Genomic DNA, 19780 nt, shown 5'->3' on the forward strand with positions numbered 1-19780 from the left:
CGGCTATCGGTCGAGCGTCGCTTCGGTGTCGATGCCGTAGACCGACGCGGGCGTCTCGACGTGCGCGTTCCTGACGGCGTCGTCGCGGCCCGCGTCGAGGAGCCAGTCGACGCGCCGGGGGACGGTCTTCGGACCCATCACCGCGCCGGGGCGGTCGGGGTCGTCGATGAAGTCGGTCTCCATGAAAAACGGGTCGCCCCGCTCGGCGGCGTCTTCGAGGCGGTCCTTGTCGCTCATGACGCTCGGCGTGCCGCCGGTCAGGTGGCCCTGCGCGTAGTGTTTGACCACGCGCTCGCCGGGGACGCCGCGCTCGTCGGCCCACTCGGCCACGTCCGAGAGGTCGGTGGTCGACTCGGTGTGGAGCTGGAGCGCGCAGTCGCAGTCGGCGGCGAGGTCGAGGCCGTGTCTGAGGACGGCGTTCGAGGCCTCCCAGACGGCGTCGGTGACCTCGTAGTGCGGGCGGCCGGACTTGAGCGCGAGCGCGTCGCCCTCGCGGACGAACTCGGCGGCGGTGTCGAGACCGGCGCACATCAGGTCGCGGGCGGCCTCGGGGTCGTAGCCGCGGTCGTCGACGAGCTTCGAGACGAGACCGGGGTGGACGCCGAGGACCGGCCACGCGCGCCCGGGGAGAAGCTCGGAGGCCTCGCGGACGACCTCGACCGTCGTCTCGAAGACCGGTCGGAAGTCCTCGCCGGTCTCGACCTCGTGGCCGAGGAGCCACGAGGGCTTGTTGACGACGAGGAGGTGCGTGCCGCCGCTCCGGGCGAAATCCTTCACCGCCTCCAGCCCGCGCCCGTGGTCCGGGTCGAGGTGGAGATGGTTGTCCACGACCGGCGTGTCGAACTCCTGCATGGACGTGTGGTCGGCCGGGGGAGGAAAAAGCGAACCGTTCGCGGTCGGTGCGGCGTCGGGTTGGGTCGGAGAGGGCAGGTCGCCGCCGACTCAGTCGTCTCCCGACTCAGTTGTCGTCGGCGGCGGACTCGTCGAGCGTCATCGCGTGGGTCGCCGCGTTCTGAAGCGCGTCCGAGCGGCCGTAGCTCCCCGGCGCGATGGCGACCGTCCGCAGGCCGTAGGCGTTGGCCGTCTCCAAGGCGGGCTTGAAGTCGGTGTCCCGCGAGGCGACCGCGATGACGTCGGCGCGGTCCTCGACGGCGTAGCGCGTGAGGTCGACCGCGAGCTTCACGTCCACGTCGCCGCTCGTGATGACGACCTCGAACCCGCGCGCTTCCGCGGCCTGAATCAGCCCCGGCGTGGCGTGCTCGTCGAGGTAGAGCCGCGCCGCGCTCAACTGCCCGCCGAGCGAGCGACCCGCCGCCCGGATGTCGTCTAAGTCCACGTCGAACTCGTCGCGGAGGACGTTCGGCCCGTCCACGAAGAGCGCCACTCGGCCCGAGGGAAGCCCGTCGGGGCCGACCAATCGCCGCAGGAGGTCCATACACCACCTCGCCCGGTTTCGGGTTTATAAATTTCGAGGGAGCCTCGCGGGCCAACCCCGTCGCGTCGGCGGCGCGGGCCACTAATGAGGCCGGATATATCAAGCCATTCGGTTAATTGGCTCCACCGCCTAGAGTGACTGCGCCCCGTCCCCGATTCGAGAGGCCGTACTTACGCGATGCATTCGTTTCGACGACCCAGCCGCGCTCGACAGCGTGGCCGCGTCGCGTCACGTCCCACGCCGGTCGCAACCCAACCGCCGGCGCACGGCGCGTCGAATCGACCACCGGACGCGGGCCATTCTCGGAAAACCGATAGACGGCGAGCGGACAGTCCCGCCCGAGCGACAATCCTGAGACGGTTTATAATGATTTACTAAACGCTATGGCAGTTTTTATGTGTCTCATTAACATATACTCGAGTATGTCTCAGACAGCGTCCAAAAATAGCCCGGATACATTTACAATCGTAAATGAGGTAAACGACCACGGTGCGGCGACGCTCCGCGGCGACAACGGCTCGACGTACCACGTCACTTCCTACGAGAACAGCAGCTTCCGCGACTACCTCGCGAACCACCACGCCGGCGACCGCGTCCGGATGGATATCGTCAGGGCGGGCGTCCGCGCGAACGTCTGGCGGGTGTCGGCGCTCTACCCCGGCGCTGACGAGTGACGCCGGACACGACGAACGCTCGCGCGCCGCGTGCGACCGTCGGTCGCGCCGACCGTCCCCGAGGACGGCGCGGTCGCTGTCGCGGCGGCGACGCGGAAAATCCGAGGTCGGGACCGGGCGCTACTCGTTGACTTCGAGCACTTTACCGGCCGCGATTGTCTGTCCCATGTCGCGGATGGCGAAGCTCCCGAGTTCGGCGATTTCTGAGGACGGCTCGATGCTGAGCGGCTTCTGCGGACGTAGCGTGACGACGGCGGCGTCGCCGGCCTTGATGAAGTCCGGCTCCTCTTCTGCGACCTCGCCCGACGCGGGGTCGAGCTTCTGGTCAAGCGACTCGAACGTGCAGGCGACCTGCGCGGTGTGCGCGTGGATGACCGGCGTGTAGCCCGCCGTGATGACCGAGGGGTGTTGCATCACGACGATTTGCGCCGTGAACGTCTTTGCGACCGACGGCGGGTCGTCGGCCGGGCCGCAGACGTCGCCGCGGCGGATGTCGTCTTTGCCGACGCCGCGGACGTTGAAGCCGACGTTGTCGCCGGGGCCGGCCTCCGGGACCTCCTCGTGGTGCATCTCGATGGTCTTCACTTCGCCACCCGCATCAGAGGGCATGAACCGGACGTTGTCGCCGGTCCTAAGCATCCCTGTCTCGACGCGACCGACCGGGACCGTCCCGATGCCGGAGATGGTGTACACGTCCTGAATCGGGACGCGAAGCGGGGCGTCGGTCGGCGGCGACGGCTCCGGGAGGTTGTTCAGCGACTCCAGGACGGTCGGCCCGCCGAACCACGTCATGTTCTCCGAGGGTTCGGCGATGTTGTCGCCCTCGAACGCCGAGATGGGGATGAAGCCCGCGTCGTCGGAGTTGAACCGCACCTGCTGGAGGAGCTGTTGGACCTCCTCTTTGACCTGTTTGTAGGAGTCTTCGCTGTAATCGACGACGTCCATCTTGTTGACCGCGATGATGAGTTCCTCGATGCCGAGGGTCCGGGCGAGGAAGACGTGCTCGCGGGTCTGCGGCGCGACACCGTCGTCGGCGGCGACGACGAGAATCGCGTGGTCGGCCTGCGACGCGCCCGTAATCATGTTCTTCACGAAGTCGCGGTGACCGGGCGTGTCGACGATGGTGAAGTAGTACTTCTCCGTGTCGAAGCGCTGGTGGGCGATGTCGATGGTGACGCCGCGTTCGCGCTCCTCGGCGAGATTGTCCATCACGTAGGCGAACTCGAAACCCGACTTCCCCTTGGACGCCGCCTCCTCGCGGTGCTGTTCGATGATGTGTTCCGGGACGCTACCTGTCTCGAACAGGAGCCGGCCGACGAGCGTGGATTTCCCGTGGTCGACGTGTCCGATGATGGCTAAGTTCTGGTGTGGTTTGTCTGCCATGGCTATCAGGGCGGTGTCGCCCAGTTTGGTAGAATATGACACCCAAAGGTAAATCCGTTTTCCCGGCGAGAAACGCGTCTCGCGCCGGTTCGAACGGGTCGCTGAAACGGGTTGTCAGGAAACACGAAAACTCAGGAACGCCGTCACGTTACGACGCCGTCGGGCGAACCGAGCGGAGAATCGAAGCGGTAGCAGACGGCTCAGAACCCGCGCATCGTCGCGGCCATGTCGGCGAAGGTGGCCGTGCGGCGAACGGACTGCTCGTGAGCGTCGGACGTACCGGCGTTAGAGTTTACAACAATCATAGTAACTAATTCTATCGTTTGGGTAATAAATCTGCCGCCGAGGGCGAGTCGCGAGCGGTGTCGCGCGATATCAAAGGCTAAAGTGTCCTCCTCGCGGAGGGAGTGGTATGTCCGGCGAGGATATCGACGACGTCGACAGGGCGATTCTGTACGCACTTCAGGAGGACGCCCGGAACATGTCGTCCGGCGACATCGCAAAGCGAACGGGAACCTCGGACAGCACCGTCCGCAAGCGCATCCAGCGGCTCGAATCCGAGGGCGTGGTCAAGGGATACAGCGCGAGCGTCGACTATCAGAAGTCGGGCTATCCGCTCCGAATGCTGCTGTACTGCACCGCTTCGATTCCCAAGCGGGGCGAACTCGTCCCCGAGATTCTGAAGATGGATGGCGTCGTGGCGGTCCAGGAGTTAGTCACCGGCGAACAGAACCTCCTCGTGACCGCCGTCTGCGAGACGGACGATGACATCACGGCCATCGCACAGGAACTCCTCGACATGGGCGTCACCGTCGCCGACGAGGTTCTCGTCCGCACGCACGAGACGACGCCGTTCGGCGAGTTCGATGCCGAGAGGCACGCCGAGAACGACTCCTGAACGGGCGCGCGCTCGATATCCTCCGACGAACGAAGCGTTCACGAACCGCTCGCTGAGACCGACGAGCGACCGCAGTCGCCGGTCGCCGCGGCGAGGCGACACCGACCGGGCCGGCGCACGGATTCGGTTGCTCACGCCGCGTTATCGTGCTTCAGGCCGCGAACAAGCTGTTCTACGCGGGTTTAGCTCGTCAGAGTCGACAGTCTTTGACGCTCCGCACCCGCGAAACCATAATGTTCTATAATGGCTAATTTGCGAACGATTTGTGAATGTAGGTAGATTTAATAGACAATCTGTTCTCGGATGGGCGTAAGGACGACCAATATCGGACGCCGAGTGCGTTTCGGTGACCGGTCTGGTCAACGACGAACCGAACGATGTCAGGACACAGCCCGAAACCGACGGTCGGAGCACTCCCGGACGCGACGGCGGATTCGCCGTTCGCGCCCGTCGCACTAACGCGGCTCGTGTGGGCGCTGTTCGCCGCGAGCGTCGCCGTGCTCTTCGCCCGACTCCGACTCGGCGGCGCGTGGGAGGTCCCCGGCGTCGTCGCCGTCGACGGCCTGACCGTGCTGCTGTGGGTGGTCGTGACGTTCTTCAGCGGTATCGTCCACAGCTACTCGCGCCGCTACATGGCAGGCTCCGTCCACGAGACGAAGTTCTTCGCCGCCGTGTTCGGCTTCACGGTCGCCGTGATGGCCCTCGTCGCGGCCGACCACGTCGCGCTGTTCTGGCTGTGCTGGCTGGCGATGGGACTCCTCATGGCGAAACTCATCGGCATCATCGACGGCTGGCCGCAGGCGCGGGCCGCCTCGAGCGTCGCCCGCAGGTACTTCCTCGCCAGTAGCGCGTTCCTCGGCGTCGCGCTCGCGGCGCTGTGGCAGGCGACCGGCGCGACGACGGTCTCCGGCATCGCCGCGAACGCCGACGGACTCGGCGGCCCGGTGTGGCTCGTCGCCTGTGTCGCGCTCGTGCTCGCGGCGATGATGCAGTCCGCGCTCGTCCCGTTCCACGGCTGGCTCCTCTCGTCGATGACCGCGCCGACGCCCGCCTCGGCGCTGATGCACGCCGGGTTCGTCAACGCCGGCGGCATCCTGCTGCTCCGGTTCGCGCCGGTCGTGACCCTCGACGCCACGCTCATGCTCGGAATCGTGACTGTCGGCGCGACGAGCGCCCTCGTCGGAAAACTGCTCAAGAACGTCCAGTCGGACGTCAAGAGCGAACTCGGCTGCTCGACCATCGGCCAGATGGGCTTCATGATTATGCAGGCCGGGCTCGGCTTCTTCGGGGCCGCCATCACCCACCTCATCCTGCACGGCTTCTACAAGGCGTACCACTTCCTCAGCGCGGGCGGCGCGGTCGAACGGACCGCCCCGACCGACCACGAGGACCACGAGACCGGGGCCGTTGGTTCCGCGGTCATCGTGGCGACCGGACTGGCCGGCGGCGCGCTGTTCGCGGCGCTCACCGGGAAGGGCACGCACCTCGACAGCGGGCTCCTGCTCGTGGCGTTCGTCGTCCTCACCACGCTGCACGCGGCTCGCAACGTCGTCGCACACGCCGCGCTCCCGGCGACGGCCCGCTACGGCGCGGTGCCGCTGGTCTTCCTGCCGGCCATCGCCGTGTACGCCCTCGTCTATCAGGGAATTTCGAGCGTGCTGTCCGGGCTGCCGGTCGTCGAGGCCCCCGCCGAGCTGAGCGCGCTCCACGCGCTCGTCGCCGGCGTCTTCCTCGTGACTTACGTCGCGATAGAACTCGGCGTCCACGAACGCAGCCGGCGTCTCTACGTCGCGCTGTTGAACGCGAGCCAGCCCGCGTCCAGCACCATGCTGACCGCCACGGAGGACTACAATGAGTACTGAACACGCCATCGAAGACAGCATCGACAAAGCCGCGACGACCGTCGGCTCGGTCTGGCCGGTTCACTCGTTCGTCACGGCCAACCCGCTTTCGGGGTTCGAAGATATGCCGTTCAGCGAGGCGGTCACGCAGGCCGCGGACCTCGTCGGCGGCCGCGGCTACCCGAGTCCCGAGACGTTCGAAGCGGCCCTCGAAGGGGGGCAAATCGACCCCGCGGCGCTCGACGCGGAACTGGCCGACCGCGGCTACGACGGCGACCCCGAAGCCCTACTGGAGCGCATGGACGCCGGCGTCGAGTCCGCGGGCGCGGGCGACGACGCCGAGACTGACGCCGCCGACACGGACGCCGCGCGGGTCGACCGCGTGCTGACGAAGTGGCTGTCGGCGTTCCTCGACGAGGGTCAAGCCCACTGGCCGATGCCGGACCGCGAAGACGGGTTCTACAACGCCTTCCGGTCGATGGCCGCGTACGACGGCCAAATCCCCGACGACGGCATCGTCTCCGACCTGCCCGAGTCGCCGGTCGAGACCATCGAGGCCGCGGTCGCGTCGTATCCCGAAAGCCAATGGGTGCCGATATTCGAGGAGCAGCTCGCCGCGCTCCCCGGCTGGACCGGCTTCATCAAGCAACGCGCCGCCGACGGCGGCGAGTGGCAGTCCGCGCACCCGATTTCGCTCGACGGCTACCTCGCGGCCCGCCTCGCGCTCCTCGACGCGTTCGGCGTCGACATCGCGCCGTCGACCGGGTCGAAGAGCGACGAGGCCGAGGCGGCCGACGAACTCGCCGATGCGTTCCTGAGCGCGTGGGAGGCGAGCTACCGCGACGAGGTTGTCGACCGCGTCGCCGCCGAGAGCGAGGCGCTCGACACCAGCGACGCCACGGGCCGCCCGGACGCGCAACTGGTGTTCTGTATCGACACGCGCTCGGAGGTCATCCGCCGGCACATCGAGGCGACCGGCGACTACGAGACCCACGGTTACGCCGGCTTCTTCGGCATCCCGATGGAGTACCGGGGGTACGACGCCGAGGTAGCGGTCGACGCCTGCCCGCCGATTGTCGACCCGCAGCACCGCGTCACCGAGGTCCCGACCGACAGGGACACCGAGGCGACCCGCGACCGTTGGTCGCGCCTCCGCGAGGCCGCGGGCGAGGCCATCGAGTCGCTGAAGACCAACCCCGCCACCGCCTTCGGCTTCGTCGAGAGCGCGGGGAGCGGATACGGGCTGGCTCTCGCGGCCCGCACGCTCGTCCCCGGTCGCGTCTCCGACCTGCTCGGAACCGCCGACGATGCGGTCCCCGACAACCACGAGTTCTGCGACCAAGTGGTCCACCACCAGCACTCGTACGCGGGCGACCTCCCGGTGGGGCTGACCGACGACGAGAAAGTCGAGTACGCCGCGAACGCCTTCGGGCTGATGGGCTGGGAGGAGTTCGGTCGCCTCGTCGTGTTCGCCGGTCACGCCAGCGAGACGGCCAACAACCCCTACGATTCGAGTCTGGACTGCGGGGCCTGCGCCGGCAACCCCGGCGGCCCGAACGCTCGCGTCCTCGCGGCCATCTGTAACGACGAGACGGTCAAAGCCGAACTCCGCGACCGCGGGTTCGACATCCCCGAGGATACGGTGTTCGTCGCCGGCGAGCACAACACGACGACCGACGAAATCGAACTGTACGACGGCGACGTGCCCGAGAGCCACGCCGAGGACCTCGACCAGTTGCGCGCGGACCTCGCGGTCGCCCGCGAGCACGCGGCCGCCGAACGCGCCGAGACGATGGGAGCCGGCGGCTCCGCGGCCGTCAGCGAGACGGAGCGCCGCGCGGCCGACTGGGCCGAGACGCGTCCCGAATGGGGGCTGGCCGGCAACGCCGGCTTCGTCATCGGCCCCCGCGAACTGACGAGCGACCTCGACCTCGACGGCCGCGCGTTCCTCCACTCCTACGACCACGCGACGGACCCCGACGGCGACGCGCTCGAAGCGATTCTCACGGGGCCGATGGTCGTCACCCAGTGGATTAACGCGCAGTACTACTTCTCGACGGTCGACAACGCCGTCTACGGCAGCGGGTCGAAAGTGACCCAAAACCCCGTCGGCAACGTCGGCGTCTATCAGGGCAACGGCGGCGACCTGATGACCGGCCTCCCGCTCCAGTCGCTGATGGCCGCCGACGACAGACCGTACCACCAGCCGCTCCGCCTCTCGACGATTATCCACGCGCCGGTCGACCGCGTCACCGACGTGCTGGCCGACCACGCGGAACTGACCGAACTGCTCGACAACGACTGGCTCTCGCTGACGGTCGTCGACCCGACGCAGGACCACCGCGCGTTCCACTACGAAGAAGAACTGACGTGGACGCCGGCGTCCGAACGGGTCGAATCGAACCCCGAACCGGAGGCGCCGGACACGCCGGCGGCGACCGCCGTCGCGGACGACTAAGCGCTCCGAACTCGTCCCGAACGCGCTCTCGGTCGGGCGCTGTGGCTGTCACCCGAAGTTCCTTGGAAGGCCGTCAAAAATCGCTCACGGCTCGTCCGCTACCGGTCCGCTTCGACGACGGCGAGTTTGACCTGGTGGACGCCCTTCAGCGGCCGAATCCGCGAGAGCAACTCCTCGATTCGCTCGCCCGTCCCGTCGACGGCGATGGATTCCAGACAGAGGTGGTCGCCGAGATGGACGTGATGGACCGCGATGATGGTCTCGGTGAAGTCGTGTTGCAGTTCGGTCATCTCGTCGCTCACGCCGCTGTGGTCGTGCTCGTAGAGGACGACTACGGTTCCGCTGAGACTCCCGGAGAGCCCCGTCTGCTGATTGAACTCCGTGACGAACGCGCGAAGCGCGTCTCTGGTCGCTTCCGAGCGGCTGTCGTACTCGCCGGCGGCGACCACGTCGTCGAGTTCGGAGAGCAGACTCGGCGGGAGCGTGACGCTCATCCGGTCGACGTCCTGGCTCATAATCTCGACTTTTCCCAGCAGCCGTTTAGTCGTTGGCAGTAACGCTTTCGAATCGACACCATATCGGCCAGTATTACGATTTGGAAGAAAAGTATTATTGCTTGACCGAATCACACGTGTGATACGAATGCACATTCCGGACGGCTTCCTCGACCCCTGGGTGGCGGGTCTCTTCTGGCTCGGCTCCGGCATCGTAATCGGTATCGCGGTCAGACGCGCCCGCGGCGAACTCGGTGACGAACGGACGCCGCTTCTCGGCGTCGTTGCGGCAGGTATCTTCGCCGCGCAGATGCTGAACTGGCCGATTCCGGGCGGGACGAGCGCTCATTTCGTCGGCGGGGCGTTCGCGGGTATCCTCCTCGGACCGTATCTCGGCGTCCTCGCGATGAGTGCCGTCGTGACGATACAGGCGCTCGTGTTCGGTGACGGCGGCATCATCGCGCTCGGTGCGAACCTCTTTGCGATGGCCGTCGTCGACGTCCTCGTCGGGTACGCCCTCTTCCGGGCGCTCCGAGGGGTTCACGAAACCGGCGCTGCGTTCGTCGCCGGGTGGGGAGCGATTACCGTCTCGGCGCTGGTCGTCGGCGTCGGCATCGGCCTCTCGTCGGCGTTCGCCTACGAACTGAGCGTGACCGTGCTGATAATGGTCGTCGGCCACGCGCTCTTGGGGCTCGTCGAGGGCGCGATTACGGCCGCGGTCTACGGCTACGTCGCGGACGCTCGGCCGGACCTCGTCCTCGGGCGACTCGACGACGACTCGCTTTCCCCGGAGGTGGGCCTGTGAACGCGCTCGTGTCTGACTCCTGGGGTCGGCGGGCGCTCATCGGGCTGCTCGTGCTCGTCGTCTTGGCTCCCGTGTTCGGCTGGGCGTCCGGCGCAGTCGGGTACGCCGAACCGCTCGAAAACGCCGCCGAAGAGACCGGGGCGGCCGACGCGGCCGACCCCGTCAGTCCCGGACTACTGCCGGACTACTCCGTCCCGGGGCTCAGTTCGCCGCTCGGAACGCTCGTCTCGGCGGTCGTCGGGACGGGGCTCACGCTGGCGGTCGGAGTCGGAGTCGGTCGCCTCCTCGAACAGTGACCGGCGTCGTCGGCCGCTCGGTCGAATCCATCACGGGGGCGCTTCGGTCCGTGTTCACGGCCGAGCAGGTGGCCTCGTCCGACGGGTTCCTCCAGCGACGGGACCCTCGCGTCTCCCTGTGTTCGGTCGCTGGCCTCGCGCTGGCGGTGATGATTACGCGAACCGTCGCGGTCACCCTCTGTTTCGGCGTCGTGACCGCCCTCTTGGCGCGGCTGTCGGCGGTTCCGCTCCGACAGTTGCTCGCGCGCTCGGCGGTCGTGCCGCTCGTCTCCGCCGGTATCGTCGTTCCCCAAGCCGTACTGCTCCCCGGGGACGCGCTCGTGCGGGCGTTCGGGTTCGCCGTCACTGACGCCGGCGTCGCGTACGTCGTGCTGTTCACGCTCCGCGTCGGCGTCGGCGTCGCGCTCCTGTCGCTCATCGTGATGACGACGCCGTTCTCGTCGGTGGTCGCGGCCATGCGGGAACTGCGCGTCCCGGTCGCGCTCGTCTGGGTCGTCGCCGTCACCTATCGCTACCTGTTCCTGTTTTTCGACGAGTTACAGCGACTCGTGCTCGCGCGGAACAGTCGCACGACCGGACAGTCGAGCCTCCGCGACGGGTGGCGCGATGCGAAGCGGCTCGTCGGGACGTTCCTGTTGCGGACGCTCGACCGCGGCGAACGGGTCGGCCGCGGGATGCGGGCCCGCGGCGGTTCCCGACCGCCGTCACCGTACAGCCGGTCGCGGGACGTCGACGAGGGCGACTACGCGCTGGTCGCGCTCGCCGTCGTGGCCGTCGCCGGCTCGGGGGTGATTCGATGGGGCCTGTAATCGAAGCCCGGGGACTGACACACGAGTACCCGGACGGAACGACGGCGCTCCGAGACGTGACGGTCACAATCGAGGCGGGAGAGCGAGTTGCCGTCATCGGTGCGAACGGGTCGGGAAAGAGCACGCTGCAACTCGTGCTCGGCGGCCTCGTCGAGCCGACGGCCGGAACGGTCGAGTACTTCGGTGAGACGGCGGACGCCGAAGCCGTCAGGGACCGCCTCGGCGTGCTCCTGCAAGACCCCGACGACTACCTGTTCAATACGACCGTCCGCGAGGACATCGAATACGGGCCGGCCCAGCTCGGGATGTCGCGGCAGGCGGCGACACAGCGGGTCGCACACCTCGCGGCCGAACTCGGGTTAGAGAGCCTGTTGGACCGCCCCCCGTTCCGTCTGTCGGGGGGCGAGAAACAGCGGGCGGCGGTCGCGAGCGTCCTCGCGTTCGAGCCGGCGGTGCTCCTTCTCGACGAGCCGTTCGGCGCTGTCGACGCCGGCTACCGAGAACGCATTTTGGAACTGGTGACCGGCCACGAGGGGACCGTGGTGCTGTTCACGCCGTCTGTGGACGCCGTGCCCGAGATTGCTGACCGAGTACTCGTCGTCGGGAAGGAGGGGTCGATAGCGGCGGACGGCCCCGTTCGAGACGTTTTGACAGACACCCCCCTGCTGAGAGACAACGGTCTCCGGCCGCCGGCGACGGTGCAGTTGTTCGAGGGGATACTCGACGTTGACGACGTTCCGCTGACCGTCTCGGAGGCACGAGCCCACCTGCTGGACCAAACGCGGTAGCGAACTGTCCCCCGACGCACGCGCAGCGCGCCGAATTCGGTATCGCACTAATCGGTTTATCACGTCCACCGCGGTCCCGATCAGCGCCGCGTTCGGGCGGCAGATTTCGCCATGTGGTTGCGGGTTCGTGGTGTTTTACCCCGATTTGTCCCCCGTATTCATACAAGATACTGAACAGACCGAGCGAACAGATACCAAAGCATTACTTATCGCAGTTCGCAGGGGCGTGTATGGGCCTTCGCAAGCCGCCGTTGTACGACGTCCACGCGGACGCCGGGGCGACGTTCACCGAGTTCGGCGGATGGGACATGCCTGTGGAGTACGACTCCATCAAGGCCGAACACGCGGCCGTCCGCGAGTCGGTCGGCATCTTCGACGTTTCGCACATGAGCGAAATCGAGGTGTCCGGCCCGGACGCGACCGCGCTGATGCAACGCCTGACGACGAACGACGTGACGGCCCTCGAACCGGGTGACTCGCAGTACTCGGCCATCGTGAACGACGAGGGCGTCATCGTCGACGACACCGTCGTCTACCGACTCCCCGACCGCGACGAGCGGGTCTATCTCTTCGTCCCGAACGCCGGGCACGACGAGGAGATGTACGACCGATGGACCTCGTTCCGCGACGACTGGGACCTCGACGCCACCGTCGAGGACGTGACGGAGGACTGGGCGATGTTCGCGGTACAGGGCCCCGACGCCCTCGATTCGGTCACCGACGCCGCGCCCGACGCGGCCCTCGGGGACCTCTCGAAGTTCCAGGCGACGTTCGCCGACGTGGCGGGCGTCGAGTGCTGGGTGGCCCGGACGGGCTACACCGGCGAGGACGGCTTCGAGCTCCTCTGTCCGTGGGCCGACGCCGAGACCGTCTGGGCGGCGCTCGAGGCGACCCCCTGCGGGCTCGGCTCCCGCGACACGCTCCGACTGGAGATGGGCTACCTGCTTTCGGGACAGGACTTCGATCCCGAGACGGAGCCCCGGACCCCCTACGAGGCCGGCATCGGCTTCGTCGTCGACCTCGACACCGAGTTCGTGGGGCGCGACGCCCTCGAACGACAGTGCGAGGCCGGCGTCGACGAGACGTTCGTCGGCTTCGCCCTCCTCGACCGCGGCGTCCCGCGCCACGGCTACGACATCGCCAATTCGGACGGCGAGGTCATCGGCGTCGTGACGAGCGGGACGATGAGCCCGACGCTGTCGGAGCCCATCGGTCTCGGCTACGTCCCCGTCGAGTACGCCGACGACGAGACCGAGGTTTCGGTGCTCGTCCGCGGCCGCGAGAAGCGCGCAGTGATCGTGACACCCCCCTTCATCAACTGACAATGTTCGAAATCCCTGACGACCGGAAGTATCTGGAATCGCACGAATGGACCACCACCGAGGGCGACGCCGTCCGCATCGGCATCTCCGACTTCGCACAGGACGAACTGGGCGACGTCGTCTTCGTCGAACTCCCCGCCGAGGGCGACGAACTCGCCGCGGGCGAGGAGTTCGGCGTGGTCGAGAGCATCAAGGCCGTCTCGGACCTCTACGCCCCCATCTCGGGCACGGTCACGGCCGTCAACGAGGAACTGTTCGACGCCCCGGAACTCCTCAACGACGACCCCTACGGCGACGGCTGGATGCTCGAAGTCGAGCCGGCCGACGAAAGCGAGTTCGACGACCTCCTCGCCCCCGAGGAGTACCGCGAGCAGACGGAGTGAGATGACGGCTGGAAACGGACGGCGGGCCGGAAGCCCGTACGCCCCACACACCGACGCCGACGAGGAAGCGATGCTGGACGCCGTCGGCGTCGACAGCGTCGAAGCGCTCTTCGACATCCCCGAGGAAATCCGATTCGACGGCGAGTTCGGCGTCTCCGGCGCCGACGAACGCGAACTCAGGAACGCCATGGCCGACCTGTTTTCGCGCAACGAGGAGCTGACGGAGTTCCTCGGCCGCGGCCACCACGCCCACTACGTGCCGGCGCTGGTCGACGACCTCTCGCGGCGCTCGGAGTTCCTCACCTCCTACACGCAGTACCAGCCCGAAATCGCGCAGGGCTTCTTGCAGGTGCTGTTCGAGTACCAGTCGATGCTGGTCGAACTGACCGGCCTCCCGGTCGCCAACTGCTCGATGTACGACGCCGCGACGGCGCTCGCCGAGGCCGCGCTCCTCGCGAACCGCCTCCGCCGCGGCGCGAGCGGCCACCGCGTGCTCGTTCCCGAGCACCTCCACGAGGGTCGCCTCGGCGTCCTCGAGAACTACCTCGACGGCGCTGAGATGGAAATCGGCGAGTACCCGATGGCCGACGGCGCGGTCGACGTGGAGGCGCTCGCGGACCTCGTCGACGACGAGACCGCGATGGTGTACGCCGAGACCCCGACGGTCCGCGGCGTCATCGAGGAGCGACTCACCGACATCGGCGACCTCGCCCACGACAACGACGCGCTGTTCTGTCTCGGCAGCGACCTCGTGGCGCTCGCGCTGCTCGAAGAGCCCGCGAGCGTCGGTGCCGACGTGGTCGTCGGCGAGGCCGGCGCGCTCGGCATCGGCACGGCCTACGGCATGGGCCTCGGCATCTTCGCCACCCGCGAGGAGTACCTCCGGCAGGTCCCGGGCCGCCTCGTCGGCGTCTCCGAGGACAGCGCGGATATGCGGGCGTTCACGCTGACGCTCCAGACCCGCGAACAGCACATCCGCAAGGAGCGCGCGACCTCGAACATCTGTACGAATCAGGCGTGGGTCGCGCTCCGAACGGCCATGCACATGGCGTGGCTCGGCCCCGACCGCCTCGTCGACCTCGCGACGCAGGCCGTCACCGACGCGCGCGACCTCGCCGCCCGGCTGGACGACCTCTCGGGCGTCAAAGCGCCGCTGTACGACCGCCACCACTTCCGCGAGTTCGTCGTCCGGACGGACCAACCCGCGCCCGCCATCACGAACGACCTCGCGGGCCGCGGCTTCGCGGTCCACGCCCTCGACGACCACCACTTGCAGGTCTGTATCACCGACGCGAACGCCGACGCCGCGGACGGACTGGTCGCGGCCTTCGAGGAGGTCATCTGATGAACTTCGACCAAGCCCGATTCAGCCGCGACGACGAGTACGAACCGCTCCTGTCCGAAAAGGACAGCACCACCGTCGAGGTCGATTCGGAGGGCGTCCTCCCCGACGACCTGACCCGCGACGAACTGACGCTGCCGGCGCTGTCGGAGCCGCAACTGGCGCGGCACTACACGCGCCTGTCGCAGATGAACTACAGCGTCGAACTCGGGCCGTACCCGCTCGGGTCGTGTACGATGAAGTACAACCCCTCGTTCACGGAGGACGTGGCGGCGGACCCCAACGCCGGGGTTCACCCCGACCGCTCCGACCGGACGATTCAGGGAACGCTCGGCCTCCTGCACGGCCTCCAGGAGTACCTCGCCGATATCGGCGGGATGGACGCCGTGACGCTCCAGCCCCCGGCGGGTGCCGCGGGCGAGTTCACGGGCATCCTCGTCGCCAAGGCGTACCACGAGTCGCGCGGCGACGACCGCTCGGAGATTATCATCCCCTCGTCGGCCCACGGGACGAACTTCGCGTCGGCCGCGATGGCCGGCTACGACGTGGTCGAACTCCCCTCCGACGACGACGGCCGCGTCGACATGGAGGCGTTGGACGCCGCCGTCTCCTCGGAGACGGCCGCGCTCATGCTCACCAACCCCAACACGCTGGGGCTGTTCGAGCGCGACATCGTCGATATCGCTGAGCTGGTCCACGACGCGGGCGGCCTGCTGTACTACGACGGCGCGAACCTCAACGCGCTGCTCGGCCGCGCCCGCCCCGGCGACATGGGCTTCGACATCATGCACTACAACGTCCACAAGACGTTCGCCACGCCGCACGGCGGCGGCGGTCCCGGTGCCGGCCCGGTCGGCGTGGTCGACGAACTCGCGGAGTTCCTCCCGAGTCCGATGGTCCGCGAGACGGCCGCCGGCTACGAGCAGTACGAACCCGAGTCCTCTATCGGCAAGGTCCACGGCTTCGCCGGCAACTGGCTCGTGCTCGTGAAGGCGTACGCCTACATCGCCCGCCTCGGTGACGCGGGCCTCGCGGACGCCAGCGCGAAGGCCGTCCTCAACGCCAACTACCTCGCCTCACAGCTAGACCTCGACGTGCCGTACGGGCCGTTCCACCACGAGTTCGCGGCGACCTCGGGCGACCGCGACGCCGCCGACGTGGCGAAGCGCATGCTCGACTACGGCGTCCACCCGCCGACGACGAAGTGGCCCGAACTCGTCTCGCAGGCGATGCTCACGGAGCCGACGGAAGTCGAAGACAAGGCGTCGCTCGACGACCTCGCGCACGCCTTCAACGCGGCGTACGCCGACTCCGACGAGGCGCTCGAAACCGCGCCCTCGAAGACCAGCGCCCGCCGCATCGACCAGGTGTCGGCCGCGCGGAACCCGCGGCTCTCGTGGCGGGCGCTCGGCGACGACGAATAACGAGAAAAGCCTTTTTTCGCGGTTACGCTTCGGCCTTCGCGTACGTCTCGATGTCGTCCGTGATGTGGATGTAACCGTAGTCGCACTCCGTGCAGTGCCACTTCGTCTTCGTGCCGAGGTGAATCTCCATGCTGGCGGCGAGGTAGAACGTGTCGTTGCCGCAGGCCGGGCACTCGCGTTCGATTTCGAGGTCGCTCATGGGGTCGAATCCGTGGTAGTCGTTGTTGAAGATATTGGTTCGCGGACGCTGTGGAAGAGGAAATAAATCGAATATCGCGATAGCAAATCGGGATTGTGGTCGAATTCCACGTCAGTCCGCGTGCGACGACCGTCTACCGAGCGCAGACAGGAGAGAGTGCAGTCGAGTCCCGCGGCTACGCCTCGCGGGAGTCGATGCTCCCCAGTTCGGGGGTCGCGTCCGCTCCGGCGCGCGCCTGTACCTTGCCGATGGCGACGGCGACGACGTAGATGCCGACCGCGACGAGGACGATGACGCCGCCGGCGGTCGCCTCGCCGTAGTAGGACGCGCCGATGCCGAGGAGCACGGCGAGTTCGGCCAACACGACGGAGACGAGAAGCGACTCCGAGAAGCTCCGGGAGACCTGCGCCGCGCCCGCGACGGGGACGACGAGCATGGCGGCGACGAGGATGACGCCCATGATTTGCATCGCGCCGACGACGACCAGCGCGGTCAGCATGACCATCACGCGGTTGTACCACGTGACCGAGATACCCGAGACGGCGGCGGCCGTCTCGTCGAACGTCACGTAGAGCAGTTGGTTGCGCGTGAGCGCGACGGTGCCGACGATGACGGCGAACAGCACGAGCAGGATGGCGGCGTTCTCCGCCGAGACGGTCGAGAGGTTGCCGAAGAGGTACTGGTTGATGCCGACCGCGAGGCCGCCCGCGTTGAGGCTGATGAGGACGGTCCCCAGCGCGAACCCCGTCGAGAGCACGATAGCCATCGACACGTCGTTGTAGGCGTCGGTCGCCTCCGAGATGAGTTCGATGAGGAGCGCCGCGATGACGGCGACGACGACGGCGGTCAGATACGGCGAGACGCCGAGGCTGAACACGCCGTTGAGAAAGAGGCCGACGGCGACCCCGGCGAAGGCGGTGTGGGCGAGCGCGTCGCCGATGAGCGCGAGCTGTCTGTGGACGAGGAACGTCCCGATGAGGGGGGCCATCACGCCGATACAGAGGCCGACGAGGATGGCGCGGTGCATGAACCGGTAGTCGAGGAAGCCGAGGCCGGTCGCGTCGCCGACGGCGAAAAGCAGGTCGGACCACAGCGCGAGAAGCCAGTAGAGAGGCGCGAGGGCAGCGTCTAACGGCCCCGCCTGCAACGCGGCGACCAGTTCGACGGGTATCACGGGCGACCACCGCCCGAACCGCCTGTACCGCTCGAACTGCCCGAACCGCCTGTACCGCTCGAACTGCCCGAACCGCCCGCGAAGGAGGCCGCCGTCCCGAACGCCCGCGCGAGCGCGTCGCTGTCGACGAACTCGTCGGTCGGGCCGTCGAAGTAGACCTCGCGGTTGAGACAGACGACGCGCCGGGCGTGGTCGGTGACCGCGCCGAGGTCGTGTTCGATGAGGAGAATCGTGATGCCCTCCTCGTTGAGCGATTCGAGCAGGTCGTAGAAGGCGTCGACCGACTCGGCGTCGACGCCGACGGTCGGCTCGTCCAAGACGAGCAGGTCGGCCTCGCCGGCGAGCGCGCGGGCGATGAAGGCGCGCTGGCGCTGGCCGCCCGAGAGCTTCGTCACCCGGCGGTCCGCGAAGTCGGACATCCCGACCGTGGCGAGCGCCTCGTCGACGATGCGGTGGTCTTCGGCCGAGAGCCGGCCGAAGCCGACGTGGGGGAACCGACCCATCTTCACGACCTCGCGGACGGTGATGGGCATCTCCTTGGAGGCGCTGGCGTGCTGGGCGACGTAGCCGATGCGCGCGCCGTCGTCGAAGGCGTGGGCGGGCTCGCCGAACAGCCGCGCGGCCCCCTCGTCGGGCCGGAGCAGGCCGAGGATGAGCTTCATCAGCGTCGATTTGCCCGACCCGTTCGGCCCGACGATGGCGACGTACTCGCCGGGGTCGATGCGGAGCGAGATGTCTTCCACGACGGGCGTCGCGGTGTAGCCGAACTCGACGTCTGCGAGTTCGACGAGGGGGTCGGACGAGCCGCCGGCGTCTCGGCTCGCGTCGTCGGAGACGCCGGCGTCGGTGGACTCGGCAGACTCCGCGGATTCGCCGTTGCGGAGGGCGCTCATTCGAAGTTCCTCCATTCGTCGGCCCAGCCGTCGCCGCCGACCTCCTCGGGCGACTTGTTGCCGAGGACGACCTCGAACGTCGGCATGTTGATGTTGTCGGCGATTTCCTCGTAGCCCCAGTCGTTTGCGACCCAGTCCTCGCGGACGCCCGCGTACGGGGTGACGGGGAAGTACGCCTCGACGGGGGTCTCGGCGATGAGCTGTTTCGCCGGGCGGCGCGTCTCGAAGACGCCCGCGCCGATGTACCGGATGTCGTTGTCCTCGATGACGCGCTTCGCCTCGGTGATGTCCGAGGGCTTCACGTCGCCGCTGGCGGCGAGGTTGACGACGAGCGGGCGCATCTCGACGCCGTAGCGGACGCCGATGTACTGGAAGGCGTTGTGGGCCGCCAACTGGACGACCTTGCGCGACGCCCGGTCGAAGATGTCCTGGTAGTCCCGGTCGATGCGGTCGAGTACGTCGGTTTTGTACGCGTCGGCGTTGTCGCGGAGCGTCTCTTCGTGTTCGGGGGCGAGTTCGACCAGCCCCTCGGTGATGTTGTCGACGGCGGTCTTGGCGCGCCGCGGGTCGAGCCAGAAGTGGGGGTCCTTCCCGCGACCCTCGCCGACGCCCTCCTCGTCGCGGTCGAGACTCGCCGCGAGTTCCACGAGTTCGACGCCCTCGCGGACGTTGATGAGTTGAGTGTCCACGTCGTCGTCTTTCAGCGTCTGGATGGCGCGGTCGGCCCACGGCTGGAAGTCCTTCCCGACGTGGACGAACGCGTCGGCCTCGATGATGTCGCGCGTGACGCTCGCGTCCGGTTCCCAGCCGTGGCCGTGGAGCCCCGTCGGGATGAGGTTCTTGAGCGTGACTGGCGTGTCGGCCGCGACCTCCCGCGCGAAGTCGTAGAAGCTGAAGAACGAGGCGACCACGACAGGGCCGTCTTCGGACTCGGACCCGCCGGAGGCGTCGTTCGAGTCGGTGTTCGAGCCGTCGCTTCCGCTTCCCGCGCCGCCACCGCCGCCGAGACAGCCCGCGAGACCGGCCGTCAACAGACCGGAACCGGCCGCGACGACCGACCGCCGAGAGAGTTTGGGGTCGGACGAATCTGCGTTCGTGTTCATCACTATGTGAAATAGATACAAGCCACCATATAGATTTGTTGCTCTAAGGTTGAATTTTG

20 protein-coding genes are annotated in these 19780 nt (G+C 67.6%); 12 read left to right on the forward strand and 8 right to left on the reverse strand.

The window, feature by feature from the left end; genetic code table 11:
* Positions 1–3: 3 nt before the first annotated feature.
* Together DVK03_RS11085 and DVK03_RS11090 are read right to left on the reverse strand one after the other, a co-directional pair.
* Positions 4–852 (reverse strand): TatD family hydrolase, encoded by an 849-nt coding sequence (locus DVK03_RS11085; RefSeq protein ID WP_004042305.1) that lies wholly within the window; start codon positions 850–852, stop codon positions 4–6.
* A gap of 106 nt (positions 853–958) precedes the next feature.
* Positions 959–1435, reverse strand: a complete 477-nt coding sequence (locus tag DVK03_RS11090; protein WP_115802953.1) for an NYN domain-containing protein — start codon at positions 1433–1435, stop codon at positions 959–961.
* A 422-nt stretch (positions 1436–1857) separates the two neighbouring features.
* Here DVK03_RS11090 and DVK03_RS11095 point away from each other — a divergent pair, with 422 nt between their 5' ends.
* Entirely contained in the window at positions 1858–2109 is a 252-nt protein-coding gene (locus DVK03_RS11095) for a hypothetical protein (RefSeq protein WP_004062560.1), read from the forward strand.
* Between the two features lie 120 nt (positions 2110–2229).
* Here the strand turns inward: DVK03_RS11095 and tuf are convergent, their stop codons facing one another.
* Positions 2230–3492: a translation elongation factor EF-1 subunit alpha gene (gene tuf, locus DVK03_RS11100; RefSeq protein ID WP_115802954.1), complete on the reverse strand. Its 1263-nt coding sequence runs from the start codon at positions 3490–3492 to the stop codon at positions 2230–2232.
* A gap of 412 nt (positions 3493–3904) precedes the next feature.
* Between tuf and DVK03_RS11105 the strand changes: the two genes are divergently transcribed.
* From DVK03_RS11105 to DVK03_RS11115, 3 genes are all read left to right on the forward strand, one after another.
* Positions 3905–4390, forward strand: a complete 486-nt coding sequence (locus tag DVK03_RS11105) for an Lrp/AsnC family transcriptional regulator (protein ID WP_004042301.1) — start codon at positions 3905–3907, stop codon at positions 4388–4390.
* A gap of 377 nt (positions 4391–4767) precedes the next feature.
* Positions 4768–6252, forward strand: coding sequence for a proton-conducting transporter membrane subunit (locus DVK03_RS11110; RefSeq protein ID WP_115802955.1), 1485 nt, complete (start codon positions 4768–4770; stop codon positions 6250–6252).
* Complete coding sequence (locus tag DVK03_RS11115; protein ID WP_115802956.1) at positions 6242–8689, forward strand: DUF2309 domain-containing protein; 2448 nt, start codon at positions 6242–6244, stop codon at positions 8687–8689. The genes DVK03_RS11110 and DVK03_RS11115 overlap by 11 nt, the downstream gene beginning before the upstream one ends.
* A gap of 98 nt (positions 8690–8787) precedes the next feature.
* Here DVK03_RS11115 and DVK03_RS11120 read toward each other — a convergent pair whose 3' ends face one another.
* Positions 8788–9204 (reverse strand): CopG family ribbon-helix-helix protein, encoded by a 417-nt coding sequence (locus DVK03_RS11120; RefSeq protein ID WP_004062563.1) that lies wholly within the window; start codon positions 9202–9204, stop codon positions 8788–8790.
* A gap of 127 nt (positions 9205–9331) precedes the next feature.
* On the opposite strand from DVK03_RS11120, the gene DVK03_RS11125 reads away from it, so the two are divergent.
* The 8 genes from DVK03_RS11125 to gcvPB all read left to right on the forward strand — a co-directional run bounded on the left by DVK03_RS11125 (position 9332) and on the right by gcvPB (position 16352).
* Entirely contained in the window at positions 9332–9988 is a 657-nt protein-coding gene (locus tag DVK03_RS11125) for an energy-coupling factor ABC transporter permease (RefSeq protein WP_115802957.1), read from the forward strand.
* On the forward strand, positions 9985–10284 hold the full coding sequence (locus tag DVK03_RS11130; RefSeq protein ID WP_004042296.1) for a PDGLE domain-containing protein: 300 nt from the start codon (positions 9985–9987) through the stop codon (positions 10282–10284). The genes DVK03_RS11125 and DVK03_RS11130 overlap by 4 nt, the downstream gene beginning before the upstream one ends.
* Entirely contained in the window at positions 10281–11093 is an 813-nt protein-coding gene (gene cbiQ / locus DVK03_RS11135) for a cobalt ECF transporter T component CbiQ (RefSeq protein ID WP_115802958.1), read from the forward strand. The genes DVK03_RS11130 and cbiQ overlap by 4 nt, the downstream gene beginning before the upstream one ends.
* On the forward strand, positions 11081–11881 hold the full coding sequence (locus DVK03_RS11140; RefSeq protein ID WP_115802959.1) for an energy-coupling factor ABC transporter ATP-binding protein: 801 nt from the start codon (positions 11081–11083) through the stop codon (positions 11879–11881). Before cbiQ ends, DVK03_RS11140 begins: the two co-directional genes overlap by 13 nt.
* A gap of 230 nt (positions 11882–12111) precedes the next feature.
* Entirely contained in the window at positions 12112–13203 is a 1092-nt protein-coding gene (gcvT, locus tag DVK03_RS11145; RefSeq protein WP_115802960.1) for a glycine cleavage system aminomethyltransferase GcvT, read from the forward strand.
* A gap of 2 nt (positions 13204–13205) precedes the next feature.
* Positions 13206–13586, forward strand: a complete 381-nt coding sequence (gene gcvH, locus DVK03_RS11150; protein WP_004062569.1) for a glycine cleavage system protein GcvH — start codon at positions 13206–13208, stop codon at positions 13584–13586.
* A gap of 1 nt (position 13587) precedes the next feature.
* On the forward strand, positions 13588–14931 hold the full coding sequence (gene gcvPA, locus DVK03_RS11155; RefSeq protein ID WP_115802961.1) for an aminomethyl-transferring glycine dehydrogenase subunit GcvPA: 1344 nt from the start codon (positions 13588–13590) through the stop codon (positions 14929–14931).
* Positions 14931–16352 (forward strand): aminomethyl-transferring glycine dehydrogenase subunit GcvPB, encoded by a 1422-nt coding sequence (gene gcvPB, locus DVK03_RS11160; protein WP_115802962.1) that lies wholly within the window; start codon positions 14931–14933, stop codon positions 16350–16352. The genes gcvPA and gcvPB overlap by 1 nt, the downstream gene beginning before the upstream one ends.
* A gap of 22 nt (positions 16353–16374) precedes the next feature.
* On the opposite strand, the gene DVK03_RS20065 is transcribed toward gcvPB, so the two are convergent.
* The 4 genes from DVK03_RS20065 to DVK03_RS11175 form a co-directional block, all read right to left on the reverse strand.
* Positions 16375–16551, reverse strand: a complete 177-nt coding sequence (locus DVK03_RS20065; protein WP_004042289.1) for a hypothetical protein — start codon at positions 16549–16551, stop codon at positions 16375–16377.
* A gap of 175 nt (positions 16552–16726) precedes the next feature.
* Positions 16727–17725: a metal ABC transporter permease gene (locus DVK03_RS11165; RefSeq protein ID WP_004042288.1), complete on the reverse strand. Its 999-nt coding sequence runs from the start codon at positions 17723–17725 to the stop codon at positions 16727–16729.
* Positions 17722–18618: a metal ABC transporter ATP-binding protein gene (locus DVK03_RS11170; RefSeq protein ID WP_115802963.1), complete on the reverse strand. Its 897-nt coding sequence runs from the start codon at positions 18616–18618 to the stop codon at positions 17722–17724. Before DVK03_RS11170 ends, DVK03_RS11165 begins: the two co-directional genes overlap by 4 nt.
* The gene (locus DVK03_RS11175) at positions 18615–19721 is read right to left on the reverse strand and encodes a metal ABC transporter substrate-binding protein (protein WP_115802964.1); all 1107 of its coding nucleotides are present in this window, start codon (positions 19719–19721) and stop codon (positions 18615–18617) included. Before DVK03_RS11175 ends, DVK03_RS11170 begins: the two co-directional genes overlap by 4 nt.
* Positions 19722–19780 lie beyond the last annotated feature (59 nt).

This window comes from Haloferax sp. Atlit-109R, assembly GCF_003665865.1.
GTDB classification, from domain to species: domain Archaea; phylum Halobacteriota; class Halobacteria; order Halobacteriales; family Haloferacaceae; genus Haloferax; species Haloferax volcanii.